The sequence below is a fragment of the Achromobacter marplatensis genome (genome assembly GCF_049060505.1).
In the GTDB taxonomy this organism is placed as follows: Bacteria; Pseudomonadota; Gammaproteobacteria; order Burkholderiales; family Burkholderiaceae_B; genus Achromobacter; species Achromobacter marplatensis_A.
In genome coordinates this window covers 39175-61541 of record NZ_JBMGRB010000018.1, presented here as the reverse complement: position 1 = coordinate 61541, position 22367 = coordinate 39175, and the positions used below count along the sequence as shown (strand labels likewise).

Here is a 22367-nt window from a genome sequence, read left to right as displayed (position 1 = left end):
GCCCTCCTACTTGTTCTCGCTGTCTTTCCAACGCGCCATCAGCGTGTTGGACGGCAAGGTCTCGTCCAGCAGCTTGGCGGCGGTCTCACGGCCCGCGACGGGCAGGCCCTTGGGGTCCAGCAGGCCCACCTGCACCAGCACGCTGGCCTGGTCCCAGTAGATGTGCTCGTGATAGAGCTTGTCGCCGCGGAATTTCACGATGGCGATCAGCGGGATCTCTACCTTCCGGCCCGTGGGCGCCACGCCGGGCAGCAGCCAATCGATCTCGGTCGTGTGCGTGAAGCAGAACAGCAGCTCGTCCACGATCTGGGTCGCGCCCACGGTGCGCGACAGCGGGACCAGCCGCGTATCGGGCGGGTTGCTGTTGACGAAATGGTGCTGATAGAAGCGCGAAAGCTCTTTGTGGCCGACGCCGCCCGTCATCGTCGGGATATGGTTCACATAGGGTTCGGCGACCATCGTGGCCATGGTGGCCGCCACGTCGCGCGTGCCGAATTCATATTCGCAGTGTTTGTCCCACAAGGCCGAATAATCGAACTCCGGGCCAATGGCGCGCTGCAGGGCCGCCATGCTGCGCTGGTGCGCCATCAGGGCGGACGGCTTGTCGTAGTGGTCGCCGCCGGTGCGCGCAAAGGCGTGGTCCATGCCGGGATACACATAGAGCTCCACGCCCGGCTTGCCGCCCAGCGCCTCCAGGATGCGCTGGCGCGCCGCGGGCGGACAGAAGCCGTCCTGCTCGGCGATGTGCAGCACCAGCCGTCCGCGCAACGCGGACGCCTCTTCCAGGCAGTCTTCGATGCCCACCCCGTAGTAGCCCACGGCCACGTCCACATCGGTGCGGCAGGCGGCCAGATAAGCCAGCTTGCCGCCCAGGCAATAGCCCAGCACGCCCACCCCGCCCTGCTGCTCGGGCAGCTTGCGCAGCTCGGCGATCGTGGACGCAATGTCCTTCACGCCCAGCTCAACATTGAAGCCCTGGTAGAGCTCGAACGCGCGTGGCATGTCGGCCGGGCCGTCGGTCAGCTGGATGCCCGGCTGCTGGCGCCAGAACAGGTCGGGCACCAGCACCACATAGCCTTCTTCGGCCAGCAGCTGCGCCGCGCGGCGCATGAAATCGTTGACGCCGAAGATCTCCTGGCACAGCACCAGGCCGGGGCCATGGCCCGCGGCCGGCACGGCCAGGTAGGCGCCAAAGGACTTGCCATCGTGCGAGGGGATCGTGAGTTCGCGCGTCGTGATGTTCAGGGTCATGCGGTTCTCCTGTAATGCGTGATGCGTATCGGGTGAAACGGGCCGCCCTACTTCATCTGGCACGAAGCGGCGAAGGGGTCCTGGTACTGCGTCAGCACCGTGCCCGTCAGCTTGTTGGCCAGCTTGCCGTCCGCGCCCGCCTCGACGACGCGCAGGTAGTAGTTCTGGATCGGATACTGGTTGCGGTTGAATTTGAAATCGCCTCGCACCGACTTGAAGTCCGCGCGCCGCAAGGCCGGGCGCAACGCGTCCGCCTCCAGCTTGCCGCCCGTCTGGCGCACGGCGCTATCCAGCAGCATGGCGGCGTCATAGCCTTGCGAGGCGTACAGCGTCGGGCTGCGGTTGTAGGTCTTCTTGAAGTCTTCAACGAACTTGCGGTTGGCCGGGTTGTCCAGGTCGGCGGCCCACTGCGAGGTATTGCGCAAGCCCTGGATGGGCGCGCCCACCGCCGCGATCGTGTCCTCGTCGCCCGAGAAGCCGGGCGCCAGCAGCGCGATGTCTTTCGACAGGCCCGCGCCGTTGAACTGCTTGATGAAATTCACGCCCATGCCGCCTGGCAGGAAGAAGAACACCGCGTCGGGCTTGCTGGCGCGCAACCGCGTGATCTCGACCCCATAGTCCAACTGGCCAAGCTGGGTGTAGATCTCTTCGGACAGGCCGCCCTTGTACAGGCGCTTGAATCCGTTAAGCGATTCGCGGCCGCCCGGATAGTCGGGCGCGATCAGCGCAACGCTTTTGTAGCCCTGGTCGGCGGCGTACTTGCCCATGGCGGCGGGAATGTCCTCGTTCTGCCACGCCACCGCGAAGAAATTCGGATTACAGCCCGCGCCGGCATAGTTTTCCGGCCCGGTGTTGGTGCTGAGATAGATCGTGCCCGACTGCAGAATCGCCGGCATCACCGGCAACAACACGTTCGAAAACACGATGCCCGTCATGATGTCCACGCGGTCGCGCTTAAGCAGGCGCTCCACGGCCTGCCGGCCCGTATCCGCCTTTTGCTGATCGTCGGCCACCACCACTTCCGCCGGCAGCCCGCCCAGCTTGCCGCCCGTATGCTGCAGCGCCAGATTGAAACCGTCCCGGATCTCGTTGCCCAGCGCCGAACCGGGTCCGGACAGCGTCGTCAGCAAGCCCACCTTGACCTTGTCGGCCGCCGAGGCCGCCGCTGCGGCTGCCATGCAGACCAGCGCCGCCAGCGCGCGCCGGCTCCAGAGATTTCGATTCATGAGCCACCCCGTTTCCACCGCCAGCCCCGCTGGCGGAAAGCTGACAGAACCCGTCTGCCGTCGGTTCATGCGTGCTGCCGATCCTTGCGACCTCCCAGCGTATGCCGGCAGGCCGCCCCGCTCTATCCGAATATGGTCAGTTTTATCCGGGATTCACTTAATTCCCAACCCGGTACGATTAAATTACTCTGGCCGCAGATACGGGAGCGTTCCCGTCCCGGAGGCACCCATGCACGGCTGGTCCCGACTCACGCTTGCGCCCTTGCTGAAACGGCGCGTGTTCAGCTCCACCCAGCAAGACGAGACCCGCACGCTTGTGTCCGAAGCGCTGAAGGAACACCGGCTGACCTGGAAGGGCGGGCGCGTGGATGCCGAACTGAATCGGGGCCGCTTCGGTTCGCTGACGGTCTGTACGTTGCGCTACGGCGCCGAAGTCCACATCGAAGCCGACCGCCTGCAAGACTTCATGCTGGTGCAAGTGCCCCTGCGCGGCCGCGCCTGCATCGAATGCGGCGACGAACGCGTCGACGCCAACCCCGATTGCGCCGCCGTCATCGCCCCCAACCGCCCGCTGCGGCTGCACTGGGAGAACCGTTGCGAGCAACTGCTGCTGAAAATTCCGCGCGACAAACTGGAAACCATCGGCCGGCACGCCTTCGGTGACGCGGCCGCCCGCCCGCTGGACTTCAGCCCCGCGCTTCGCCTGGACACCCCCATCGGCGCCGTGTGGCGCAGCATGATGAGCGCGTTGATCCACCTCTTGCCCACCCTGGACGACGGCGCCCCCCGCCCGCCCGCGGCGTGGCTTGCCCACATGGAAGACAGCCTGATCCTGCACCTGCTGTACAACCAGCCCAACACCTGGCATTCCCAGGCCGGCCAGGCTCCGTCCATCCCGCGCCGCCTGACGCTGGCCGAAACCTACATGCGCGACCACCTGTCCGCCCCCCTTACCCTGACCGACATCGCCCGCCACGCCGGCGCCAGCGCCACCGCCCTGACCCGCCTGTTCCAGGAACACCGCGACACCACGCCCATGCACGCGCTGCGCGCGTTGCGGTTGGACACCGCCCGGCAAAAGCTGAAAGCAGGCGACGCGGGCAGCGTGACGGAAGTCGCGCTAGCCGTGGGTTTCGGGCATTTGGGGAGGTTTTCGGAGTATTACCGGGAACGGTTCGGGGAACTGCCCAGGGAGACGCGACGCGCATAGCGGGATGAGCGTTTGGGGGGATGATGGGTTGCGCGCGGCGGGCGCAGGTCCAATTTTGAAGGTCCGAGCGCGCTCCACCCATCCTACGGATGGCCCACGGCGTCACGTGTGACGGGTCAGCGGCGTCACAGGAAAAAAAGGGGCCGCCGCGCACGAAGCATCAGCAACGCCACGACGCAAGACGACGCGTAAGCGCCATAAGGCCGCCCGCGCGGCCCCCGAACCGCCAGGCGTCAAGAGCACCCGGCAGCCAAAGCCAACATCACCCCCCCGGCACCACAGCCGTCACTTCAATCTCCACCTTCGCCCGATCCTCAACCAGATCCGCCACTTCCACCGCCGTCATCGCCGGGAAATGCCGGCCGATGAACTCCCGGTAGTGCTTGCCGATCGCCGGGTAAGCGGCCACGTATTCGTCCTTGTCCGTGACATACCACGTCATCCGGACAATATGCTCGGGCTTCGCGCCGCCTTCGGCCAGGATTGCCACGATGTTCGACAGCGTCTGGCGGACCTGGTCCGCCAGATCATCCGACTCGAACTGCTGCTGGCCATTCCACCCCACCTGCCCGCCCACGAACACGAGCTTGCTGCCCACCGTCATTTCGGTCAGCACACCATTCGAATAGCCCCGGGGCGCCATCCAATCCGGCGGTTGCAGAATCTTCATAACGTCTCATCCTATTTTTAAGAAAACAAACTTCAGGGTGGCCCGCGCCGCTTACGCCGCGCCAGCCAGATAATCGTGCATGCGTTCCCGCAGGTCCGCAGGCATCGGCATCGACTTCATCGTCCGCAAATCCACGGTCACGATCGTCAGCGTCGCCGACAACCGCAACTGGCCGTCAGGCCCTTCGAAACGCACCAGCGCCTTGAACGAGGCCCCGCCGATCCGCTGCACTTCCAACGTCTGGCGCAAGCGCTCGTGCCAGCGGCTGGGCGCGCTGAAATCGCACGTCACCGAGGCCATCGGCGTACCGATGTGGCGCTCGACGTGCAGCGCGTGAAACGGCAGCCCCATCCCCTTGTCGAACCACTCCTCGACAAAGTCGTTGATCATTTCGAAATAGCGCGGGTAGAAGACAATGCCCGCCGGGTCGCAATGACGAAAGCGGACTTCTACCTGGCTGGTGAAAGGAGCGGCCATGATGATTTCCCGGTTGCCTGTTCAAGCCATCTTGCGCAGCGCGAAACGTTGCAGCTTGCCCGTCTCGGTACGAGGCAACGCCGCCACGAATTCGATCGCGCGCGGGTATTTGTAGGGCGCGATGCTGGCCTTCACGAAAGTCTGCATCGCCGCCACGAGTTCATCGCTGGGCGTATAACCCGGCTTAAGCACGACAAACGCCTTGACCAATTGGCCGCGTTCGTCGCACGGCGCGCCGACCACGCCGCATTCGGCCACGGCTTCGTGGCGCAGCAGCGCGTCTTCGACTTCCGGGCCGGCGATGTTGTAGCCGGCGGACACGATCATGTCGTCGTTGCGCGCCTGGTAGAACAGATAGCCCTCATCGTCCTGCATGAAGGTGTCGCCCGGCAGGTTCCAGCCCTGCTGCACGAATCGTCGCTGGCGTTCGTCGGCCAGATAGCGGCAGCCGGTCGGCCCCTTGACGGCCAGCCGGCCCACCGTGCCGTTGGGCACGGGGTTCATGTCGTCGTCCACCACCTGCGCCACATAACCCGGAACCACCTTGCCGATGGCGCCGCGCTTGACCGACTCCGGCGGGCTGGACACGAACACGTGGATCATTTCCGTGCCGCCGATGCCATCGATCATCTCGATGCCGCTGGCCTGCTTCCACAGTTGACGGGTGGCGTCCGGCAAAGCCTCGCCGGCCGACACGCTCTTTTTCAGGGACGACAGGTCAAACTTGCCGACCAACGCCGCCATCTGGCGGTAGAACGTAGGCGCGGTGAAAACGATGGTCGCGCGAAAATCCTGGATCAGTTCCAGCAGGCTTTCGGGCGTCAGCTTTTCGGCCAGCACCGTGCTGGCGCCCACGCGCAGCGGGAAGCACAACAATCCCCCCAGGCCGAACGTGAATGCCAACGGCGGCGTGCCGCAGAAGATGTCGTCCGGCCCCGGCTTGATGACGTGCTTGGGGAACAGGTCGCACATCGCCAGCACGTCGCGGTGAAAGTGCATGCAGCCCTTGGGCGACCCCGTGGTGCCGCTGGTGAACGCGATCAGGCACACGTCGTCGGCGGCCGTGTCGCAGGCCGCGTAATCGTCCGGCTTGGCCGCGGCCAGCGCGTCCAGCGCGTCCGGCGCGGCGTCATTGAAATACACAATCTGCGACAGGCCGGCGCAATGGTGCTCGTGGCCGGGCTGCGCGCAAAACTGGGCTTCGTCCTTCAGGCGGGCGTCGCACAGCACCGCCTGGATCTGCGCCTTCTCGATGATCTGCTTAAGCTCTTTGGCGCGCAGCAGCGGCATCGTGGGCACCGTCACCAGGCCCGCCTTGATCGCCGCCAGCCAGGCGGCGGCCATCATCGGGTTGTTCGGCCCGCGCAGCAGCAGGCGGTTGCCGGCAACCAGCTTCATGTCTTCGGTCAGCACGCGGGCGATGCGGTTGGTCAGCGCGGCCAGCTCCCGGTACGTCATCGTGGCCGGCTTGCCATCCTGGCGCCAGCGCAACGCGACCCGCTCGCCGAAGCCGCGGCCGACCATGGCGTCGACCAGCTCGACGGCGCAATTAAACCGCTTCGGATAGGCCACGTCGGGGCCATCCAGCAGGAACTCGGGCCATTGGTCGCCCGGGGGCAGATTGTCCCGGGCGAAAGTGTCGATGTGGGCGGAGCTTTCCATAAAATTCCCCTTGCTATGCGGTGCGGTGTGGTTGGCGTTGCGGATGGACAGGGCTCGGTGGCCCTTTACGCCTTCAGCAATTCACGGGCGATGATCAACTTCTGCACTTCGGTGGCGCCTTCGTAAATACGCAGCGCTCTGATTTCCCTGTAAAGCTTCTCCACCGGCATCCCCGACACCACCCCCGCGCCCCCGAACATCTGGAGCGCACGGTCGATCACGGTCTGCGCCGATTCCGTGGCCGTCATCTTTGCCATCGCCGCTTCACGCGTGGTACGCAGCTTTTGCACGTCGCGCATCCACGCGGCGCGATACGTCAGCAGCGCCGAGGCGTCGATGGCGGTCGCCATGTCGCCCAGCGCGGCTTGCGTCAGTTGCAGGTCGGCCAGCGTCTGGCCGAACATGCGGCGCGACTTGGCGCGCGCCAGGCCTTCATCCAACGCGCGGCGGGCAAAGCCCAGCGCGGCCGCCGCCACCGACGCGCGGAAGATGTCCAGCGTCATCATGGCCAGCTTGAACCCTTGGCCCGCATCGCCCAGGCGATGCGACACCGGCACGCGGCAGTTGTCGAACGTAATCGTGGCCAGCGGATGCGGCGCGATCAATTCGATGCGCTCGCTGACCGCGAAGCCTGCGGCATCCGCATCCACCACGAAGGCGCTGATACCGCGCGCCCCCGGGGCTTCGCCGGTGCGGGCGAAAACAACGTAGAAATCGGCGATGCCACCGTTCGAGATCCAGGTCTTCGCCCCGTTCAGCACATAGTGGTCGCCGTCCAGCCTGGCCTCGCACGACAACGCCGCCACGTCCGAGCCGGCGTCCGGTTCGGACAGCGCGAAAGCGGCGATCGCGTCGCCGCTTGCCACGCGCGGCAGGTAGCGCTGGCGCAGTTCATCGGAGCCCATCAGCGAAATAGCGCCGCTGCCCAGGCCCTGCATCGCGAACGCGAAATCGGCCAGGCCCTCATGGCGGGCAAACGTTTCGCGCAGGATGCAGACGGCGCGGGAATCCACTTCCGGTAATGCGCCGCCCCACGCGCCGCCCGGGCCGCCCGCGACCGCATAGCGCAGCCAACCGGCCTGGCCCATGGCCTTGACCAGCTTCTTGCAGGCCGCGTCGGCGTCGTGATGGTCAACATCGCCCAGCGACTTTTCGCACCAGGCATCCACCTCATGCGCCAGCTTGCGGTGCGCATCGTCGAAAAAGGGCCAGTCCAGCCAGCTTGCGTCACGCATCATCAGTTCCCCTCGAAGACCGGCTTTTGCTTGGCCACGAAGGCCTCGTAGGCGCGATGGAAATCGCGGGTCTGCATGCAGATGGCCTGGGCCTCGGCTTCGGCCTCGATGGCCTCGTCCACGCCCATGTTCCATTCCTGATGCAGTAGTTTCTTGGTGACGCCATGCGCGAACGTGGGGCCAGCGGCCAATTGCGCGGCCAGTGTCTGGGCGGCCTCGCCCAGCTTGTCGGATTGGTGCAGGGCATTGAAAAAGCCCCAGCTGGCGCCCTCTTCCGCCGTCATGGCGCGGCCGGTGTACAGCAGTTCGGATGCGCGGCCCTGTCCGATCATGCGCGGCAGCAGCGTGCAGGCGCCCATGTCGGCGCCTGCCAGGCCCACCCGCGTGAACAGGAATGCCGTGCGCGCGGCCGGGGTGCCCAGCCGCATATCGGACGCCAGCGCCACCATGGCGCCCGCGCCCGCGCAGACGCCGTCGACCGCGGCCACGATGGGCTGCGGGCAGGCCCGCATCGCCTTGACCAGGTCGCCCGTCATGCGAGTGAAGTCCAGCAGTTCGGGCATGGTCATCTTGGTCAGCGGGCCGATGATCTCGTGCACGTCCCCGCCCGAGCAGAAATTGCCGCCCGCGCCCGTCACCACCACGACCTTGACGTCGGTGGCGTACACCAGCGAACGGAACAGGTCGCGCAATTCGGCGTAGGAATCGAACGTCAACGGATTCTTGCGTTCCGGACGGTTCAAGGTGACCGTTCCGATCTTGCCGTCGGCCGACACCTGCCACAGGAAGGTCTTGGCCTGGTAGCCGGCCAGCGGACGCTTGTGGTGCTTCATGGTGTGCTCTTCGGACTGGGTGCTCATGGTGTCTCCGTTCGTTATCCTGGGTTGATGGGACCTGCCGGCCTTAGCCGGTCATCACTTCGCCGCCATCCACGGCGATGGCCTGGCCATTGATGGACGCGGAAGCCGGCAACGCCAGCCAGGCCACCGTCTCGGCCACTTCCTCGGGCTGCACCAGGCGGCCCTGCGGATTGCGCTCGGCCAGCTTGGCCCGGGCGGCTTCCGGCGTCATGCCGGTCTTGTCCACGATGTTGGTCACCGCGCCGCGCACGATGTCGGTTTCGGTATAGCCGGGGCACACCGCATTCACGGTCACCCCCTTTTGCGCGGTTTCCAGCGCCAGCGACCGGGTCAGGCCGATCACACCGTGCTTGGCGGCGCAATAGGCGCTGACGTAGCCGTAGCCGATCAAGCCGGCCGTGCTGGCCACGTTGATCACCCGCCCCCATTTTTCCTGCAGCATGCCCGGCAGCGCGGCCTGGATGCAGTGGAACGTGCCGGTCAGGTTGACGGCAAGCATCTGCTGCCACAGCGCGGCATCGGTGCGGTCAAAACGCTGGCTGACCGCCTGCCCGGCGTTGTTCACCAGCACCAGCACCGGGCCGAACGTCACCTCGGCTTGCGCGAACGCCGCGCGCACCGACGCTTCGTCGGCAATGTCCGCGCTGACCGTCTGCACCTGACCCAGGCTGGCCAGGCTGTCGGCGGCGGCGTCCAGCGAGGCGCCGTCGCGGCCCAGCAGCGTGACGCGAGCGCCGCGCGCCAGCAGCGCACGCGCGCTGGCCAGGCCGATGCCGCGGGCGCCGCCCGTCACCAGCGCGTGGCGTCCGGCGAGGGGTTGCGGGGTCGTCGTCATTTGATATCCAGTTGCGCCATCGCGGCGGCGCGTTCGAAGTTGGTTTCCAACTGGCGTTTTCCGGCAAAGTACTGGCTGGGCCATGCCACGTCGGTGTAGCCCACCCGCGCCGCTTCGCGCAACGTCCAGGAGGCGTCGGCCAGATGGGGACGCGCCAGGGCGCACAGGTCGGCACGGCCGGATGCAATGATGCCGTTGGCGTGATCGGCCTCGAAGATGGCGCCCACCGCGATGGTGGGAATGCCGGCTTCGTTGCGCACGCGGTCGGCGAACGGAGTTTGGAACATGCGGCCGTAGACGGGCTTTTCTTCCTTGCTGACCTGGCCCGACGAACAATCGATCATGTCGGCGCCGGCGGCCTTGAAGTGGCGTGCGATCTCGACCGCGTCGTCGGCGGTAATGCCGCCTTCAACCCAGTCGCTGGCGGAAATCCGCACCGACATGGGCTTGTCTTGCGGCCAGACGGCGCGCACGGCATGGAAGACCTCAAGCGGAAAGCGCAGGCGGTTTTCCAGGCTGCCGCCGTATTCGTCTTCACGGTGGTTGGTCAGCGGCGAAATGAAGCTGGACAGCAGGTAGCCGTGCGCGCAGTGCAGTTCCAGCCAGTCGAAACCGGCTTCCGTGGCACGGCGGGCGGCGGCTGCGAAGTTGTCGCGCACCTGGTCCATGTCGGCGCGCGTCATGGCGCGCGGCGTCTGCGACACGCCGTCGATGTAGGGCAAGGCCGACGCCGACAGCAGCGGCCAGTTGCCTTCGGCCAGCGGGTGGTCGATCTTCTGCCAGCCAAGCTGGGTGGAACCCTTGCGGCCGGCATGGCCCAGCTGCACGCCGATGCGGGCATCGCTGTTGCCGTGCACGAAATTCACGATGCGGGCAAAGGCCTGCGTCTGCTCGTCGTTCCACAGTCCCGGGCAGCCCGGGGTGATGCGGCCGTCGGGCGACACGCAGGTCATTTCAACCATGACCAACCCTGCCCCGCCCATGGCGCGCGCGCCCAAGTGGACCAGATGGAAATCGCCCGGCACGCCGTCCTGGCAGGAATACATGGCCATCGGCGACACCAGGATGCGGTTCTTCAGGCGCACGCCGCGCACCTGGTAGGGCGTCAGCATCGGGATGGCCGGACGCTTGCCGGGCGCCGCCTGAGCGCCGGCGCGTTCCGCGATCCAGCGTTCAAAGCCTTCCAGCCAGGCGGGATCGCGCAGGCGCAGGTTCTCGTGCGAGATACGCTGTGAACGGGTCAGCAGCGAATAAGCGAATTGCTCGGGTTCCAGTTCCGCGTAGCGTTCGACGTTCTCGAACCATTCGGTGGAGTTGCGGGCCGCGTTCTGGATCTTCAACACTTCCACGCTGCGCACTTCTTCGTAGTGCTGCAAGCCGTGTTCCACGCTGCCCTCGGCGCCGCTCAGGCAGCGCGCCAGCTCGATGGAGTCCTCCAGCGCCAATTTGGTGCCGGAGCCGATAGAGAAGTGGGCGGTATGGGCGGCGTCGCCCATCAGCACGACGGGCACGCGGCGCTGGCCGCGGGCGGTTTCCAGCGTGTTCCAGTGGACCCAGGTGTTGCAGATGACGCGCGGGAACCGGATCCAGATGGCCGAACCGCGCAGGTGCGAGGCGTTGCTGATCAACGCATTGCCATCCAGCCAGGGCGCGAACAGTTTTTCGCAATAGGCGATGCCCTCTTCCTGGCTCATCTGTTCGATGCCGGCGGCCTGCCAGGTCTCTTCGGGCGTTTCCACGATGAAGGTGGACATGCCGTCTTCGTAGCGGTAGGCGTGGGCCTGGAACCAGCCGTGTTCGGTCTGCACGAAGGCAAAGGTGAAGGCGTCGAACACTTTCTTGGTGCCGAGCCAGACGAAGCGGCAACGGCGCTGGTCGATGTCGGGGTGGAAGGTGTCGGCGTAACGGGTACGGATCTGGCTGTTGATGCCGTCGGAGGCGATGACGAGGTCGGCATCGTATTCGCGGGCGATGGCCTGGTCGTCCTGGACGAAGTTCTCGAACACCAGCTTGACGCCGACGTCTTCGCACCGCGCCTGCAGGATGTTCAGCAGTTTTTTGCGTCCGATGCCGATGAAGCCGTGGCCGCTGCTGCGGATGCTGCGGCCTTTGAAGTGGATGTCGATGTCGTCCCAGTGGTTGAACGCGTCACCGATGGTCTGGGCCGAAACGGGGTCTGCTTCGCGCAGGTTCTGCATGGTGGCGTCGGAGAACACGACGCCCCAGCCAAATGTGTCGTAGGGCCGGTTGCGTTCGATGACGGTGATCTCGTTCGCGGGGTTCTGCAATTTCATCAGCAGACCAAAATACAGGCCGGCGGGACCGCCGCCGATGCAGACTATTTTCATTGCCGTATACGCTCCGAGGTACGCGACAGTCGCTCGTTTATCTGGAGCGGGGCGCCGCGGATATTTAGGTCTGGATAGTTTAGGCTTGAAATATATACCTGAAGCGGGGGGATCGCAAATGGGGGAAAGCTAGTAGATCTTTGGGGAAATGGGGACGGAGTTGGGGAGGACTGCGGGAGTTCTTGAGGTTGGGGGCTGTGGGGCTTGCGTTGGGATCTTTGTGGGGCGCTCGCCGCCGGGGTCGGGTGGGTGGCGCGCGCCCACGATTGCGGTCCGGAGCCTTCGCTCCGGACTGCCCTCTCGTCATCTTCGTTGCGGCCTGCGGCCGCTGCCTTCAGATTCCCTCGGGCGCATCAAGGTTGCGCGCCACCCACCCGACCCCGACGACGAGCTGCGCCGTCTTGGTTTGCGCGCTGCTAGGGTGCGGTTTACTGACGAGGTTTGCGGGGCCCGCCTCATGCGTCCGCGCGGGCGGACGCTTGAGGCATACGCGTTGTCGTTACGTCGGTGCGGTGGTCGCTTGCGCGTTTTTGGGGGGTGGTTTTCTGTTGGCCCCGCTGTCGGGTGGGGGAGGTGGAGCGACGGGTGGCGCGCGGCCAGTATCCGCTTGCTTCGCTAGACCTGTACGCGCGCCACCCGTCTAAAAGGGAGGCCAGCGATGGGATCCGGCGATGTCGTGCTTCTGACGAATTATCGTCAACGGTGAATTGATTTCCGGCGACGCATTGATCATCAACCGCGAATCCGTCTCCGATGGCGCATTGACCTTCAATCGTAGGATGGGTGGAGCGCGGGGAACCCTGCATAAGAACGGTAACGCCAATCGCGTGGACGGACGCGTGGTCTTCGTCAGTGAGGGGATGGCCGGCCTGCCCGTAGCCGTCAGGCCGTCATCATGCGACGGCGTTCTCGATGTCGTCTTTCTGTACAAAATCGTGCAGAAAATCGACCTTAGAGAACCCCGTTAGGATAAAAACACATGTGTTACCCATGTCTCCGAACATGTGTCACCTATGTCCCCGGTCCGTACAATCGCGCGCAACCCATCATGTGGGCATGCACCGATGCTGCCGCCTTATGTGCATGGATCGGCGTCATGCGTGATGGGTTACGTGCGGCATGCGTCCGCGTGCTCGCGGCCTACCCGAACGCACTCCACCCATCCTACGGCGCACCGTCAGCATCATCACGACGCAAGACACCGCGTAAGCTCCCAAAGGCCGCCCGCGCGGCCGGCCGGGAGCGGGCACCGCAAGATCCTCCTCCACCCCCACCGCGTGGAGAAGAACCCTACGCAAACCGCCCGCCCCAGCTGACGTCAAATTGCACCTGACAGAGCCTGGCGCGTCGGCGGCCGGTGGGGCGCGGGGCGTCGATAAGCCCGAGGGAATCCGAAGGAACTGCCGTAGGCAGTGACGAGGATGACGAGAGGGCAGTCCGGAGCGAAGGCTCCGGACCGCAATCGTTGACCCGCGTACCCCAGGCCGCCGACGTGACGGGCGTCTCAAGAACTCAACGCCTAGCCAAACAAACCCCCACAGTCAAATTCTCCCCCGAAGCCACTCCTCCAGATCCTTAGCCGGCAACGGCGGCGAAAACAGGAATCCTTGTCCCGCCGCACACCCCTGCTCGATCAGGAAGCGCCGCTGCTCCTCGTTCTCGACTCCTTCGGCCACCACCGGCAGGCTCAGGCTCTCGCCGATCCGGATGACCGCGCTGGTCAGCGCCCGCGCCGCGTCATCGCTCTCCAATCCCTGCACAAAGCTGCGATCCAGCTTTAGTTCGTCCACGATCAGGCGCCGCAGGTGGCCCAGGCTGGAATACCCGGTGCCGAAGTCGTCCATCGACAAGCGCACGCCCAGGCGATGCAGTTCCGCGATGGTCCGCAGCGTGCCGGCGGTGGCGTCCAGCACCACGCCTTCGGTGATTTCAAGCATCAAGTCGGCAGGCGCCAGGCCGAATTCGGCAAGCGTGGCCGCGATCATGCGGGGCAGGTTCAGGTTGTGGAAATTCGTGGCTGACAGGTTCACCGACACCGACGGCACGCGCAGGCCGTTGTTGCGCCAGATCGCCAGTTGCGAGCAGGCCTCGCGTAGCGCCCAGTCGCCCAGGTCGCCGATCAGGCCGCATTCTTCGGCCAACGGCACAAAGCGCGCGGGCGAAATATCGCCCAGCGTCGGGTGACGCCAGCGGGCCAGCGCCTCGACCCCATACAGGCTGCCGTTCTTCAGGCCGACCTGCGGCTGGTAGTGCAGGCGTAACGCCTTGGCTTCCAGCGCGTCGCGCAGGGCGGCTTCCAGGGCCAGGCGTTCTTGTGCCTGGCGGTTCATTTCGGCGCTGAAGAACGAAATGCGGTTGCGGCCCGCCGTCTTGGCCTGGTACATCGCCATGTCGGCGTGGCGCAGCAGGGTGTCCATGTCGCGCCCGTTTTCCGGGAACACGCTGATGCCGATGCTGACCGACGGGTTCAGCGTAACGCCGCCCACCGAAAACGGCTGGGCCAGCGCCACCAGAATGTGTTCGGCGGCAGCAGTCAGGCGCCCATGCTCGAAGTCCGGCATCATCATCACGAACTCGTCGCCGGATAGCCGGCCGACGATGTCGGAGGCCCGCGCCAAGCGGCGCAACCGCTGAGCCACGTCGCGCAGCAAGGCGTCGCCGATGGGGTGGCCCAGCGTGTCGTTGACCTGCTTGAAACGGTCCAGGTCCAGGAACAGCACGGCCACGCGCTTGCGTTCCGTCTCGGCCCGCGCGATGGCCTGCTCGGCTTGCGCCAGCAGCAGGTTGCGGTTCGGCAGGCCGGTCAGCTCGTCGTAGAACGCCAATTGGCGGATGCGGGCGCGTGCTTCTTCTCGCTCCAGCGCCAACGCGCACAGGTAGACGCATACATCCACCAGCCGATGGTGGAAATCATCAGGCAGGCGGCGTTCGCGGAAATAGAAGCAGAAGGTGCCGATCACGCGCCCGTCGCTGGACTTGATGGGCGACGACCAGCACGCCTTCACATCTTCCGGCAGCGGCAGATGGCGGTAATCGTCCCAGAGCGGATCGGTGGCGATGTCCGGCACGATAACGGGACGGCCCAGGAACGCCGAGGTGCCGCAGGCGCCCGACTGCGGGCCGACCTTCAGGCCGTCCAGCGCGTCGGCGTAGGCGGCCGGCATGCTTGGCGCCGCCAACTGCCTGAGCTGTCCGGCATCGTCCACCCGCAGCACGGTGGCAACCACTTCGGGGGCCAGGCGCTCGACTTCGCGGCACACCATGTTCATGACCTCGACCACCGAGGCCTCGTTCACCATCGCTTGCAGCACGCGGCGCTGCAGCACTTCGTGCACCTTGGTGGGGGTGATGTCGGTCAGCACGTCAACGATGTTGACGAGCGTTCCGCGGTCGTCAAAGACCGAGTTGGCCATGACCGACACCCACAGCGGCTTGCCGCAGCGGTCGTAGACAAGCACGTCTTTGTGGTAACCCTCGCGGCACGCGATGCGGCGGTCCAGTTCTTCGCGGGTACCGCCGTCGGGCCGGCCGCCGGCCAGCAATTCGCCCAATTCCTGGTGCAGCGCGTCGCCGCGCCCGAAGCCCAGCATGCGCTGAAAACCGTCGTTCACATAGACGATGCGGCCGTCGCTACCGGACACCGCAACGGCATTACCGGTTTCATTGATGCCCAGCAGCAACAGGCGAATCTCTTCCTGGCGTTCGGCGTCGGCGATGGACTTGCGCGAAATGACCGAAATGCGCGCAACGTCGCCGTCATCGTCCCTTAACGGCAGATAGGTGGCTTCAATCCACAGCGATCCGCCGTCCTTCTTGCGGTAGCGACAGGTACCCGAAAAATGTTCACCGCGGCGCAGCCGGGTCCAGATCTGTTCTCCGCTGGCGATGCCTTTGCCTTCGTCCATGCTGTCGCACAGCATGTCGTGGCGCAGCGCCAGGGCCTCTTCCAAGGTATACCCCACGGCGGCCAGGAGATTGGCGTTGGCGTTCAACAGCGAGCCGCTTGCATCGAAGTCGAACAGCAACAGCGCCCGGTCCATCGACGTCAGATAATTGCCCGCATGCCACGCGGCGCCCTCGGGGCCCGCGCTCGAAACGCTTACATGAGTATCAAGCATAAGGGGCTCCATACCGGAATACAGCTGTTCCGGCTTCATTCAGCGCTTTGGAAAGCCAAGCGCGACGCGGTCTCGTCCGTCCTGCTTGGCCAGGTACAGCGCCTGGTCCGCGCGGCTGAGCGTTTCCGAGAAGGTCTCTCCCAATTGGTGATGCGCCATGCCGATACTGACCGTCAGCCTCAATACGTCGTCGCCGGCCGCCACCGCCAGTCCGCGTACCGCGCCGACCAATCGGTCCATGACGCCCTGGGCGGCGTCGGGCTGCGTGTTGGGCAAGAGCACCAGGAATTCCTCGCCGCCCCAGCGCCCGCACAAATCGTATTCGCGCAGGCTTTCGCCCATCACGCCGGCAAGCTCGACCAACGCGCGGTCGCCGGTTTCATGCCCGTAGCGGTCGTTGACCGCCTTGAAATGGTCCACGTCCAGCATGGCGACGACGAAGCTCTCGCCACTGCGCGACGCGCGCTCGACTTCCTGCTTGATCATTTCCATCAAGGCCCGCCGGTTCAGCAGGCTGGTCAACGGATCGCGGCTGGAGGTTTCTTGCAGCGCGGCGTTCAGATCGCGCATCATGTTTTGATAGTGGTCGGAAATTCGCGCAATGCGCGTCAACCGGCGCAACTGGCGGTCGAACTGGTCGCACAAACCCAGTTCGCGCTCGTGCGCCATGGACTGGTAGGCGTCCGACAATTGGGTCACGCGCTCGATGCGGGCCATCTGCTCGGCCGTATGCTGCCAAAGCGCGTCAAGCGCGTCGCGCAGGGGATGGCCTTCATAGGCCGGGTCCGCCAGCAGCCCGGTAATGCGTCGATCCAGTTCGGCGGCGCCCGGTTTCATTCGCGGCCGACCACCGAGAACGGAAAGGTGCAGTCTTCCTTGAATTCCTCGGCCAGTTCGCCGACGCGTTCGTTGCGCTTGTCGTAGAACCAGGTCACGCTGACCTGCCGGCCTTTGCCGTGGGCGGCTTCGAGCACGTCGAAGATATCCATGACGGACTTGATGCTGCTGGTGTTCAGATACAGCAATTCCAGTTCCAGCCGCAACGGGGCGGCCGTGCCCAGCAGGTAAGCCTCGACCCATTCGATCACCGGACCGAACAGTTCAAAGGAATTCTCGGGATAGGAGTCGCCGCGCATCGCCAGCACGCCGGCAGTGGCATCGGCAGTGATGGCGGGCGTGGACTGCGTCCCGGGAATGTTCAGCTCTTTCATCAAATACTCCGAAAATAATACTGGGATACGCGCGGAGCCTTCAGATCACGACGCTCAGGCTGAAAAACGCCTGCCCTTCGTCCGCGGCGGGCGTCAGGCTGGCTTCCAGCGGGGCGCCGGCGCGGCGTGCGATATCGATCAAGCCCAGACCCGCGCCCGAGGCCACGCCTTGAGCGCGCGGCTTGTGCAGCTGCGTCTTGTATTCGGCCTTCAGGGCCGCCTTGTCCAACGCGGCCAGTTCCTGGATGCGGGCGACCAGCGCGTGGCCGTCGTCGGACTTGACCAGGTTGCCCGCCGACACCACATAGCGGCTTTCGTCGCGGCGGCCGATCACCACGGTGGCCGAAGCCTCGGCGTCGCCGTTGGCGGCCGCATATTGGCGGATGTTCTGGATCATCTCGATGTAGACCGAGAACACATCCATCGCTTCGGCCGGCCGCACATGTTCCGCGTTCAGGTAGTTCTTGAGCGCGTTGCCGATTTCCTCGATCAGGCTGCGGGAGATCGGCCCGTTGAAGCAAAGCAGGGTGCGGTTCTGATTGAACCGTTCGCCCAGCGCATAGAGATCGGAGGCATTCATAGCGGTTACCGCCCTGATAACGATTATTCGAAACGGAAAGACAGCAAGGTGATGTCGTCACGCTGGGGACGGGCACCTTGGTATTCGGCCAGCGCTTGCGTAAACGCGGCGGCCTGTTCAGTTAACGGCTGCCGCGCGTGTCTCTTGAGCATGTCCGCGAAACGCGTGTTGCCGAAGCCGAATCCATGCTCGCCGCCCGCTTGGTCCAGGAAGCCGTCGGTTGCCAAATAATAGGTCCAGCCGGGCTCCATCTGCAGGTCGATATTCTGGTAGACCCCGGTACGCTTATCGCCCAACGCGCGCCTGCCGCCGGGAATTTCGCGCAAGGTCTCGCCATCGCTGGCGTACAGGCTGATCTTCGCGCCGGCATACCGTAGCCGTCCCGTCTGGCGGTCAATATATACCAGGCCGGCATCGGTATTGGTGGCCAGCGCACGAGGCAATTGCGCATCCGCAAGCATGGCGCGGATGGCCGCATCGGTGCGCGTCAGGATGCCGGCAGGATCGCCAGGACCGGCCTCGGTGATCGCCAGATCGATGGCGGCGCGCGCCAGCATCGTCATCAAAGCGCCCGGCACGCCGTGGCCCGCGCAGTCCATGATGCCCAGCAGGCAGTTGGCGCCATCGGAACGGAAGACATAGAAGTCGCCGCCCACCACGTCACGCGGCTTCCACAGCACAAAATGGTGAGCGCCCAGGGATTGCGTCAGTTGACGGTCGGGCAGGATGGCGCGCTGGATCAGGCTGGCGTAGTCGATGGAGTCGCCGATCTTCTTGTGGGCGGCGGCCATGGCGCGGTTGGCGTCTTCCAGCGCCGAGGTGCGTTCGCGCACCTTGGATTCCAGTTCGGCCGTGTGCTGGCGGACCTTGTCGGCCATGACGCCGAACGCGCGGCTCAGGTCGCCGATCTCGTCCTGCCCGCCCGGGGGCAGGCGCACGTCGTAGCTGCCGTCCGCGATCGCGCGCGCCGATTGCTGCAGGCGGCGCAGCGGACGCAGCATCAGCCGTTCGACGGCGTAGCCGAAGCCCAGCAGCATGGCGGCGAACAGCACCGCCAGACCGATCGCCGCTGGCCACAGCCAGCCGGTATCCAGCACGCGCGCGGCGCCCAGGTCCACGAAGGTCAGCACATGCCAATGCAGTTCGGGCATATAGGCCACGGACACCAGCTGGCGCGCGCCATCCACCTTCACCCAGGCGGATTGCACCGATTGCGGATGGGCCACGGCAGCCTGCATGGCCGACCGCAGTTCGTCCCGGCCCGGCCCGTCGTCCAACAGGTTGAACACCCTGCCCCGGCCGTCGGCGCCGCCGCCCGCGCCCGAGTTGTACGCAATCAGCGTGGCGTCCATGTGCGCCTGGATGGCGCCTTCCCCATCGACGATGATGGGGGTAACGCCAGGCTGGCCGCTGTTGACGAAATCGCGCAGGAAACCGCCCACGTCCAGACCGGCGCCAGTCAGCGCCACCACCTTGTCGCCATCGCGCACCTGCACGTTGATCCACACCTTCGTGGTCTGGAGCTTCAGGTCGGGATTGACGTTGATGTTGTATTTGGCCGGCGACTTCAGCGTGGCGTAGAACCAGCCGTCGTCCGCCGCGCCGCGGCTTAGCGTGTAGCGCGGCGTCTCGGACAGCGGTTTGTCATCATTGAAGTAATAGTGGCCGCTTGCCGCGCTGGCAATGAAGTAGGCGCGGCCCAACAGATCGCGGCGGTAGCCGTCGGCTTCGCGGAAGAAGAGCTCGCGGGCGGCCGGATCGCTTTCATTGCGCAACCAGCGGCGGGTGACTTCGCTATCGGCCAGTCGCTGCGACAACGCCAGTTCGCGCGATACCGGGGCCAGGATGCGTTGCCGGTTAAGTTGGGTGAAGTTATCGGCGAATGCCCGCCCGAAGTGGTCCCTGACCCCATCCAGCACAAGCCAGCCAATCACGGCGGCGGACGCCAAAGCGATCACGCATGCCAACAGCAGCGCCATCAATGATTTTTTGCGCAAACCCCATTTCGCCATGCGAAGACTTCCTGACAGCTTGATAAGACGTGACGGGCCTGCCCGCCCTGCAGGCTCGAGAGGGGCCAAGCGCGCTAAGTGTAGAGAACCGGAGGGGCAATTGAAACAGCTGCAAACGTCTGGATGCGCTCTAGACACCTTAAGTTTCAGCCCAGCAATGTATATGCTGATTTATTGCGTTTTATATCGTATTTTTTACCAGGCGGCCCCACGCCATTGCGGCTTTATTACTACACGCCCAGATAGCGTTCCCATAGGCCCCGGTCGGCATCCAGCGCCCGGGAATCGCCCGTCCAGACGACTTTGCCGCGCTCCAGGATCACGTGCTGGTCCGCCAGGCTAAGCAACCTTTCGACATATTTGTCGATGACGAGGATGGTCTGCCCCGCTTGGCGCAGGCGCGACAGGCAATTCCAGATTTCTTCGCGGATCTTGGGCGCCAGACCCTCGGTGGCCTCGTCCAGGATCAGCAGCCGGGGATTGGTGACCAGCGCCCGGCCAATGGCCAGCATCTGCTGTTCGCCGCCCGAAAGCTGGTTGCCCATGTTGCGCGCGCGTTCGGCCAGCCTGGGGAACAGTTCGAACACGCGTTCGGGCGTCCAGGGTTCGCCGATATCCGGGTTGCGCGCGGCGACGAAGGCGGTCAGGTGTTCGCGCACCGTCAGATTGGGGAAGCACTGCCGCCCTTCCGGGACGATGGCCACGCCCACCCGGGCAATGCGGTCGGGGCTCCAGCCGCTGATGTCCTGGCCCGCGAAATGGATCTTGCCGCCCCGCAGCGGCAACTGGCCGAACAGGGTGCGCAGCAGGGTGGTCTTGCCCATGCCGTTGCGGCCCAGCAAGGTCACGACCTGGCCGGCGCCAATCTGAAGGTCGACGCCGAACAGCACCTGGCTGGCGCCGTAGCCGCTCTGGGCTGATTCAATGGTGAGCATCATGCGGTCTCCTCGTCGCCCAGATAGGCTTGCCGCACTTCCGGGTTGGCGCGGATCTCGTCGGGGGTGCCGGTCGCGATGACGCGGCCATACACCAGCACCGACAAGCGGTCGGCCAGGCGGAACACCGCCTGCATATCGTGTTCGACCAGCAGCATGGCGGCTCGTCCCCGCAGGGTTTCGATCAATTCGGTCAAGCGGACGGTCTCGTCCGGCCCCATGCCGGCCATGGGTTCGTCCAGCAGCAACACGCTGGGACGCGCGGCCAGCGCCAGCGCAAACTCCACCTTGCGCTGCTCGCCGTGCGGCAAGGTGCCCGCCGGCCGGTCCAGCAAGGCGGCGTCGATGGCGCATTCCCGAGCCAGCTCGCGCGCTTGTTCATAAAGCGCCGATTCGGCGGCGCGCGGCTTCCAGAACCGGAAGCTGCTGCCCGCGTGGGCCTGCACCGCCAGCACCAGGTTATCCAGCACGCTGGACTGCTTGAAGATATTGGTGATCTGGTACGACCGCGACAGCCCGGCCGACACGCGCTGGTGCGCGTTCATGCCCGTGACGTCGCGTCCGCCCACCGTCAACGTGCCGGAATCCGCGGCCAACGTGCCGGACAACAGGTGGATCAGTGTGGACTTACCCGCGCCGTTGGGGCCGATCAGGGCGTGGATCTCGCCCGGGTTCAGGGTTAGCGACACATTATCGGTGGCGACCAGCGCGCCGAAGCGGCGGACCAGCCCAGAGGCCTGCAACACAGGCGTGGTGGCGTTGCTAGACGGATTCATGAGCCCACCTTGCCGGATTGAGGCGTGGCGCGTCCGCCGAACAACGGGCCGAACAGGCCCACCAGGCCACGCGGCGCGCCGAACACCACGCACAGCAGCAGCACGCCCAATGGCAGATGCCAGTATTCGGTCCACAGGCGCAGCACTTCTTCCAGCGTCAGCATCACCACCGCGCCGGCCACGCCGCCCCAGCGCAGGCCGATGCCGCCCACCAGCACCATGATCAGCAGGTTGGCGGACTGCGTCCAGTGCATCAGGCTGGGCGAAATGAACAGGTTATGGTTGGCCAGCAGCGCGCCGGCCAGGCCTGCCGCCGCGCCGCTTAGCGTAAAAGCCGCCAGCTTGATGCGGTAGACGGGATAGCCCATGGATTCCATGCGCGACTCGTTCTCGCGGATGCCCTGCAAGGCCGTGCCGAAGCGCGAGGACACCACGCGGCTAAAGCCCCACATGATCAGCGCGAATAGGGCCAACACCAGGTAATAGAAGCTGACGTCATGGGACAGGTCGATGCCCGGCAAGGTGGAATAGCCGGGCAGGTTCAAGCCGTCTTCGCCGCCATACTGGCGCAGCGAGATGAAGATGTAGAACAGCATCTGCGCGAACGCCAGCGTGATCATGATGAAGTACACGCCGCGGGTGCGCAGCGAGATCGCCCCCGTGACGCACGCCAGCACGCCCGCCAGCAGCATGGCCACCGGCCAGACGATCAGCGCCGAAGTGATGCCCGACATCGCCAGGATGCCCACCGCGTAGGCGCCCGCGCCGAAGAACGCCGCATGCCCCAGCGCCACCATGCCGCCGTAACCCAGGATCAGGTTCAGGCTGGTCGCCGCCAAGGCGTAGATCAGCACGCGCCGAACGAATGAAATATAGAAGTCCAGGCCAAGCGCCGGGGCGACCAGCGGGAACACCGCCAGCGCAGCCAAAAGGACCACGGTCCAGAGTGTGGTTCTCATCG

General features: G+C 65.3%; 19 protein-coding genes. 2 read left to right on the top strand and 17 right to left on the bottom strand.

Annotated elements, in window-relative coordinates; translation table 11 throughout:
• Positions 1–6: 6 nt before the first annotated feature.
• Both ACI0FO_RS29100 and ACI0FO_RS29095 read right to left on the bottom strand, forming a co-directional pair.
• Positions 7–1251 (bottom strand): dienelactone hydrolase family protein, encoded by a 1245-nt coding sequence (locus ACI0FO_RS29100; RefSeq protein WP_416032041.1) that lies wholly within the window; start codon positions 1249–1251, stop codon positions 7–9.
• Positions 1252–1298: 47 nt separating this feature from the next.
• Entirely contained in the window at positions 1299–2477 is a 1179-nt protein-coding gene (locus tag ACI0FO_RS29095; protein WP_416032040.1) for an ABC transporter substrate-binding protein, read from the bottom strand.
• Between the two features lie 229 nt (positions 2478–2706).
• Between ACI0FO_RS29095 and ACI0FO_RS29090 the strand changes: the two genes are divergently transcribed.
• Complete coding sequence (locus ACI0FO_RS29090) at positions 2707–3687, top strand: AraC family transcriptional regulator (protein ID WP_416032039.1); 981 nt, start codon at positions 2707–2709, stop codon at positions 3685–3687.
• A gap of 262 nt (positions 3688–3949) precedes the next feature.
• Here the strand turns inward: ACI0FO_RS29090 and ACI0FO_RS29085 are convergent, their stop codons facing one another.
• The 7 genes from ACI0FO_RS29085 to ACI0FO_RS29055 all read right to left on the bottom strand — a co-directional run bounded on the left by ACI0FO_RS29085 (position 3950) and on the right by ACI0FO_RS29055 (position 11774).
• Positions 3950–4357, bottom strand: a complete 408-nt coding sequence (locus ACI0FO_RS29085; protein ID WP_416032038.1) for a RidA family protein — start codon at positions 4355–4357, stop codon at positions 3950–3952.
• A gap of 51 nt (positions 4358–4408) precedes the next feature.
• Entirely contained in the window at positions 4409–4834 is a 426-nt protein-coding gene (locus ACI0FO_RS29080; protein ID WP_105560449.1) for an acyl-CoA thioesterase, read from the bottom strand.
• A 21-nt stretch (positions 4835–4855) separates the two neighbouring features.
• The gene (locus tag ACI0FO_RS29075; RefSeq protein WP_416032037.1) at positions 4856–6496 is read right to left on the bottom strand and encodes an AMP-binding protein; all 1641 of its coding nucleotides are present in this window, start codon (positions 6494–6496) and stop codon (positions 4856–4858) included.
• Positions 6497–6561: 65 nt separating this feature from the next.
• Positions 6562–7731 (bottom strand): acyl-CoA dehydrogenase family protein, encoded by a 1170-nt coding sequence (locus ACI0FO_RS29070; protein ID WP_416032056.1) that lies wholly within the window; start codon positions 7729–7731, stop codon positions 6562–6564.
• Positions 7732–7733: 2 nt separating this feature from the next.
• A complete protein-coding gene (locus ACI0FO_RS29065) occupies positions 7734–8591 on the bottom strand; it encodes an enoyl-CoA hydratase family protein (protein WP_416032036.1) in 858 nt (285 codons plus the stop codon).
• 43 nt (positions 8592–8634) lie between these two features.
• Positions 8635–9426, bottom strand: coding sequence for an SDR family NAD(P)-dependent oxidoreductase (locus ACI0FO_RS29060; RefSeq protein ID WP_416032035.1), 792 nt, complete (start codon positions 9424–9426; stop codon positions 8635–8637).
• Positions 9423–11774 carry a bifunctional salicylyl-CoA 5-hydroxylase/oxidoreductase gene (locus ACI0FO_RS29055; protein WP_416032034.1) on the bottom strand — a complete coding sequence of 784 codons (2352 nt, stop codon included), beginning with the start codon at positions 11772–11774 and terminating at the stop codon, positions 9423–9425. Before ACI0FO_RS29055 ends, ACI0FO_RS29060 begins: the two co-directional genes overlap by 4 nt.
• Positions 11775–12499: 725 nt before the next feature.
• On the opposite strand from ACI0FO_RS29055, the gene ACI0FO_RS29050 reads away from it, so the two are divergent.
• Entirely contained in the window at positions 12500–12742 is a 243-nt protein-coding gene (locus tag ACI0FO_RS29050) for a hypothetical protein (protein ID WP_416032033.1), read from the top strand.
• Between the two features lie 573 nt (positions 12743–13315).
• Here ACI0FO_RS29050 and ACI0FO_RS29045 read toward each other — a convergent pair.
• The 8 genes from ACI0FO_RS29045 to ACI0FO_RS29010 all read right to left on the bottom strand — a co-directional run bounded on the left by ACI0FO_RS29045 (position 13316) and on the right by ACI0FO_RS29010 (position 22365).
• Positions 13316–15892, bottom strand: a complete 2577-nt coding sequence (locus ACI0FO_RS29045; RefSeq protein WP_416032032.1) for a sensor domain-containing protein — start codon at positions 15890–15892, stop codon at positions 13316–13318.
• Positions 15893–15931: 39 nt separating this feature from the next.
• On the bottom strand, positions 15932–16729 hold the full coding sequence (gene siaD, locus ACI0FO_RS29040) for a biofilm regulation diguanylate cyclase SiaD (protein WP_416032031.1): 798 nt from the start codon (positions 16727–16729) through the stop codon (positions 15932–15934).
• On the bottom strand, positions 16726–17103 hold the full coding sequence (gene siaC, locus ACI0FO_RS29035) for a biofilm regulation phosphoprotein SiaC (protein ID WP_416032030.1): 378 nt from the start codon (positions 17101–17103) through the stop codon (positions 16726–16728). Before siaC ends, siaD begins: the two co-directional genes overlap by 4 nt.
• 40 nt (positions 17104–17143) lie before the next feature.
• A complete protein-coding gene (gene siaB, locus ACI0FO_RS29030; protein WP_416032029.1) occupies positions 17144–17683 on the bottom strand; it encodes a biofilm regulation protein kinase SiaB in 540 nt (179 codons plus the stop codon).
• Positions 17684–17706: 23 nt separating this feature from the next.
• Positions 17707–19695, bottom strand: coding sequence for a biofilm regulation protein phosphatase SiaA (gene siaA, locus ACI0FO_RS29025; protein WP_416032028.1), 1989 nt, complete (start codon positions 19693–19695; stop codon positions 17707–17709).
• Between the two features lie 230 nt (positions 19696–19925).
• Positions 19926–20630: an ABC transporter ATP-binding protein gene (locus ACI0FO_RS29020; protein ID WP_105560345.1), complete on the bottom strand. Its 705-nt coding sequence runs from the start codon at positions 20628–20630 to the stop codon at positions 19926–19928.
• The gene (locus ACI0FO_RS29015; RefSeq protein ID WP_416032027.1) at positions 20630–21406 is read right to left on the bottom strand and encodes an ABC transporter ATP-binding protein; all 777 of its coding nucleotides are present in this window, start codon (positions 21404–21406) and stop codon (positions 20630–20632) included. The genes ACI0FO_RS29020 and ACI0FO_RS29015 overlap by 1 nt, the downstream gene beginning before the upstream one ends.
• Positions 21403–22365, bottom strand: a complete 963-nt coding sequence (locus tag ACI0FO_RS29010; RefSeq protein WP_416032026.1) for a branched-chain amino acid ABC transporter permease — start codon at positions 22363–22365, stop codon at positions 21403–21405. Before ACI0FO_RS29010 ends, ACI0FO_RS29015 begins: the two co-directional genes overlap by 4 nt.
• Between the last annotated feature and the right edge of the window lie 2 nt (positions 22366–22367).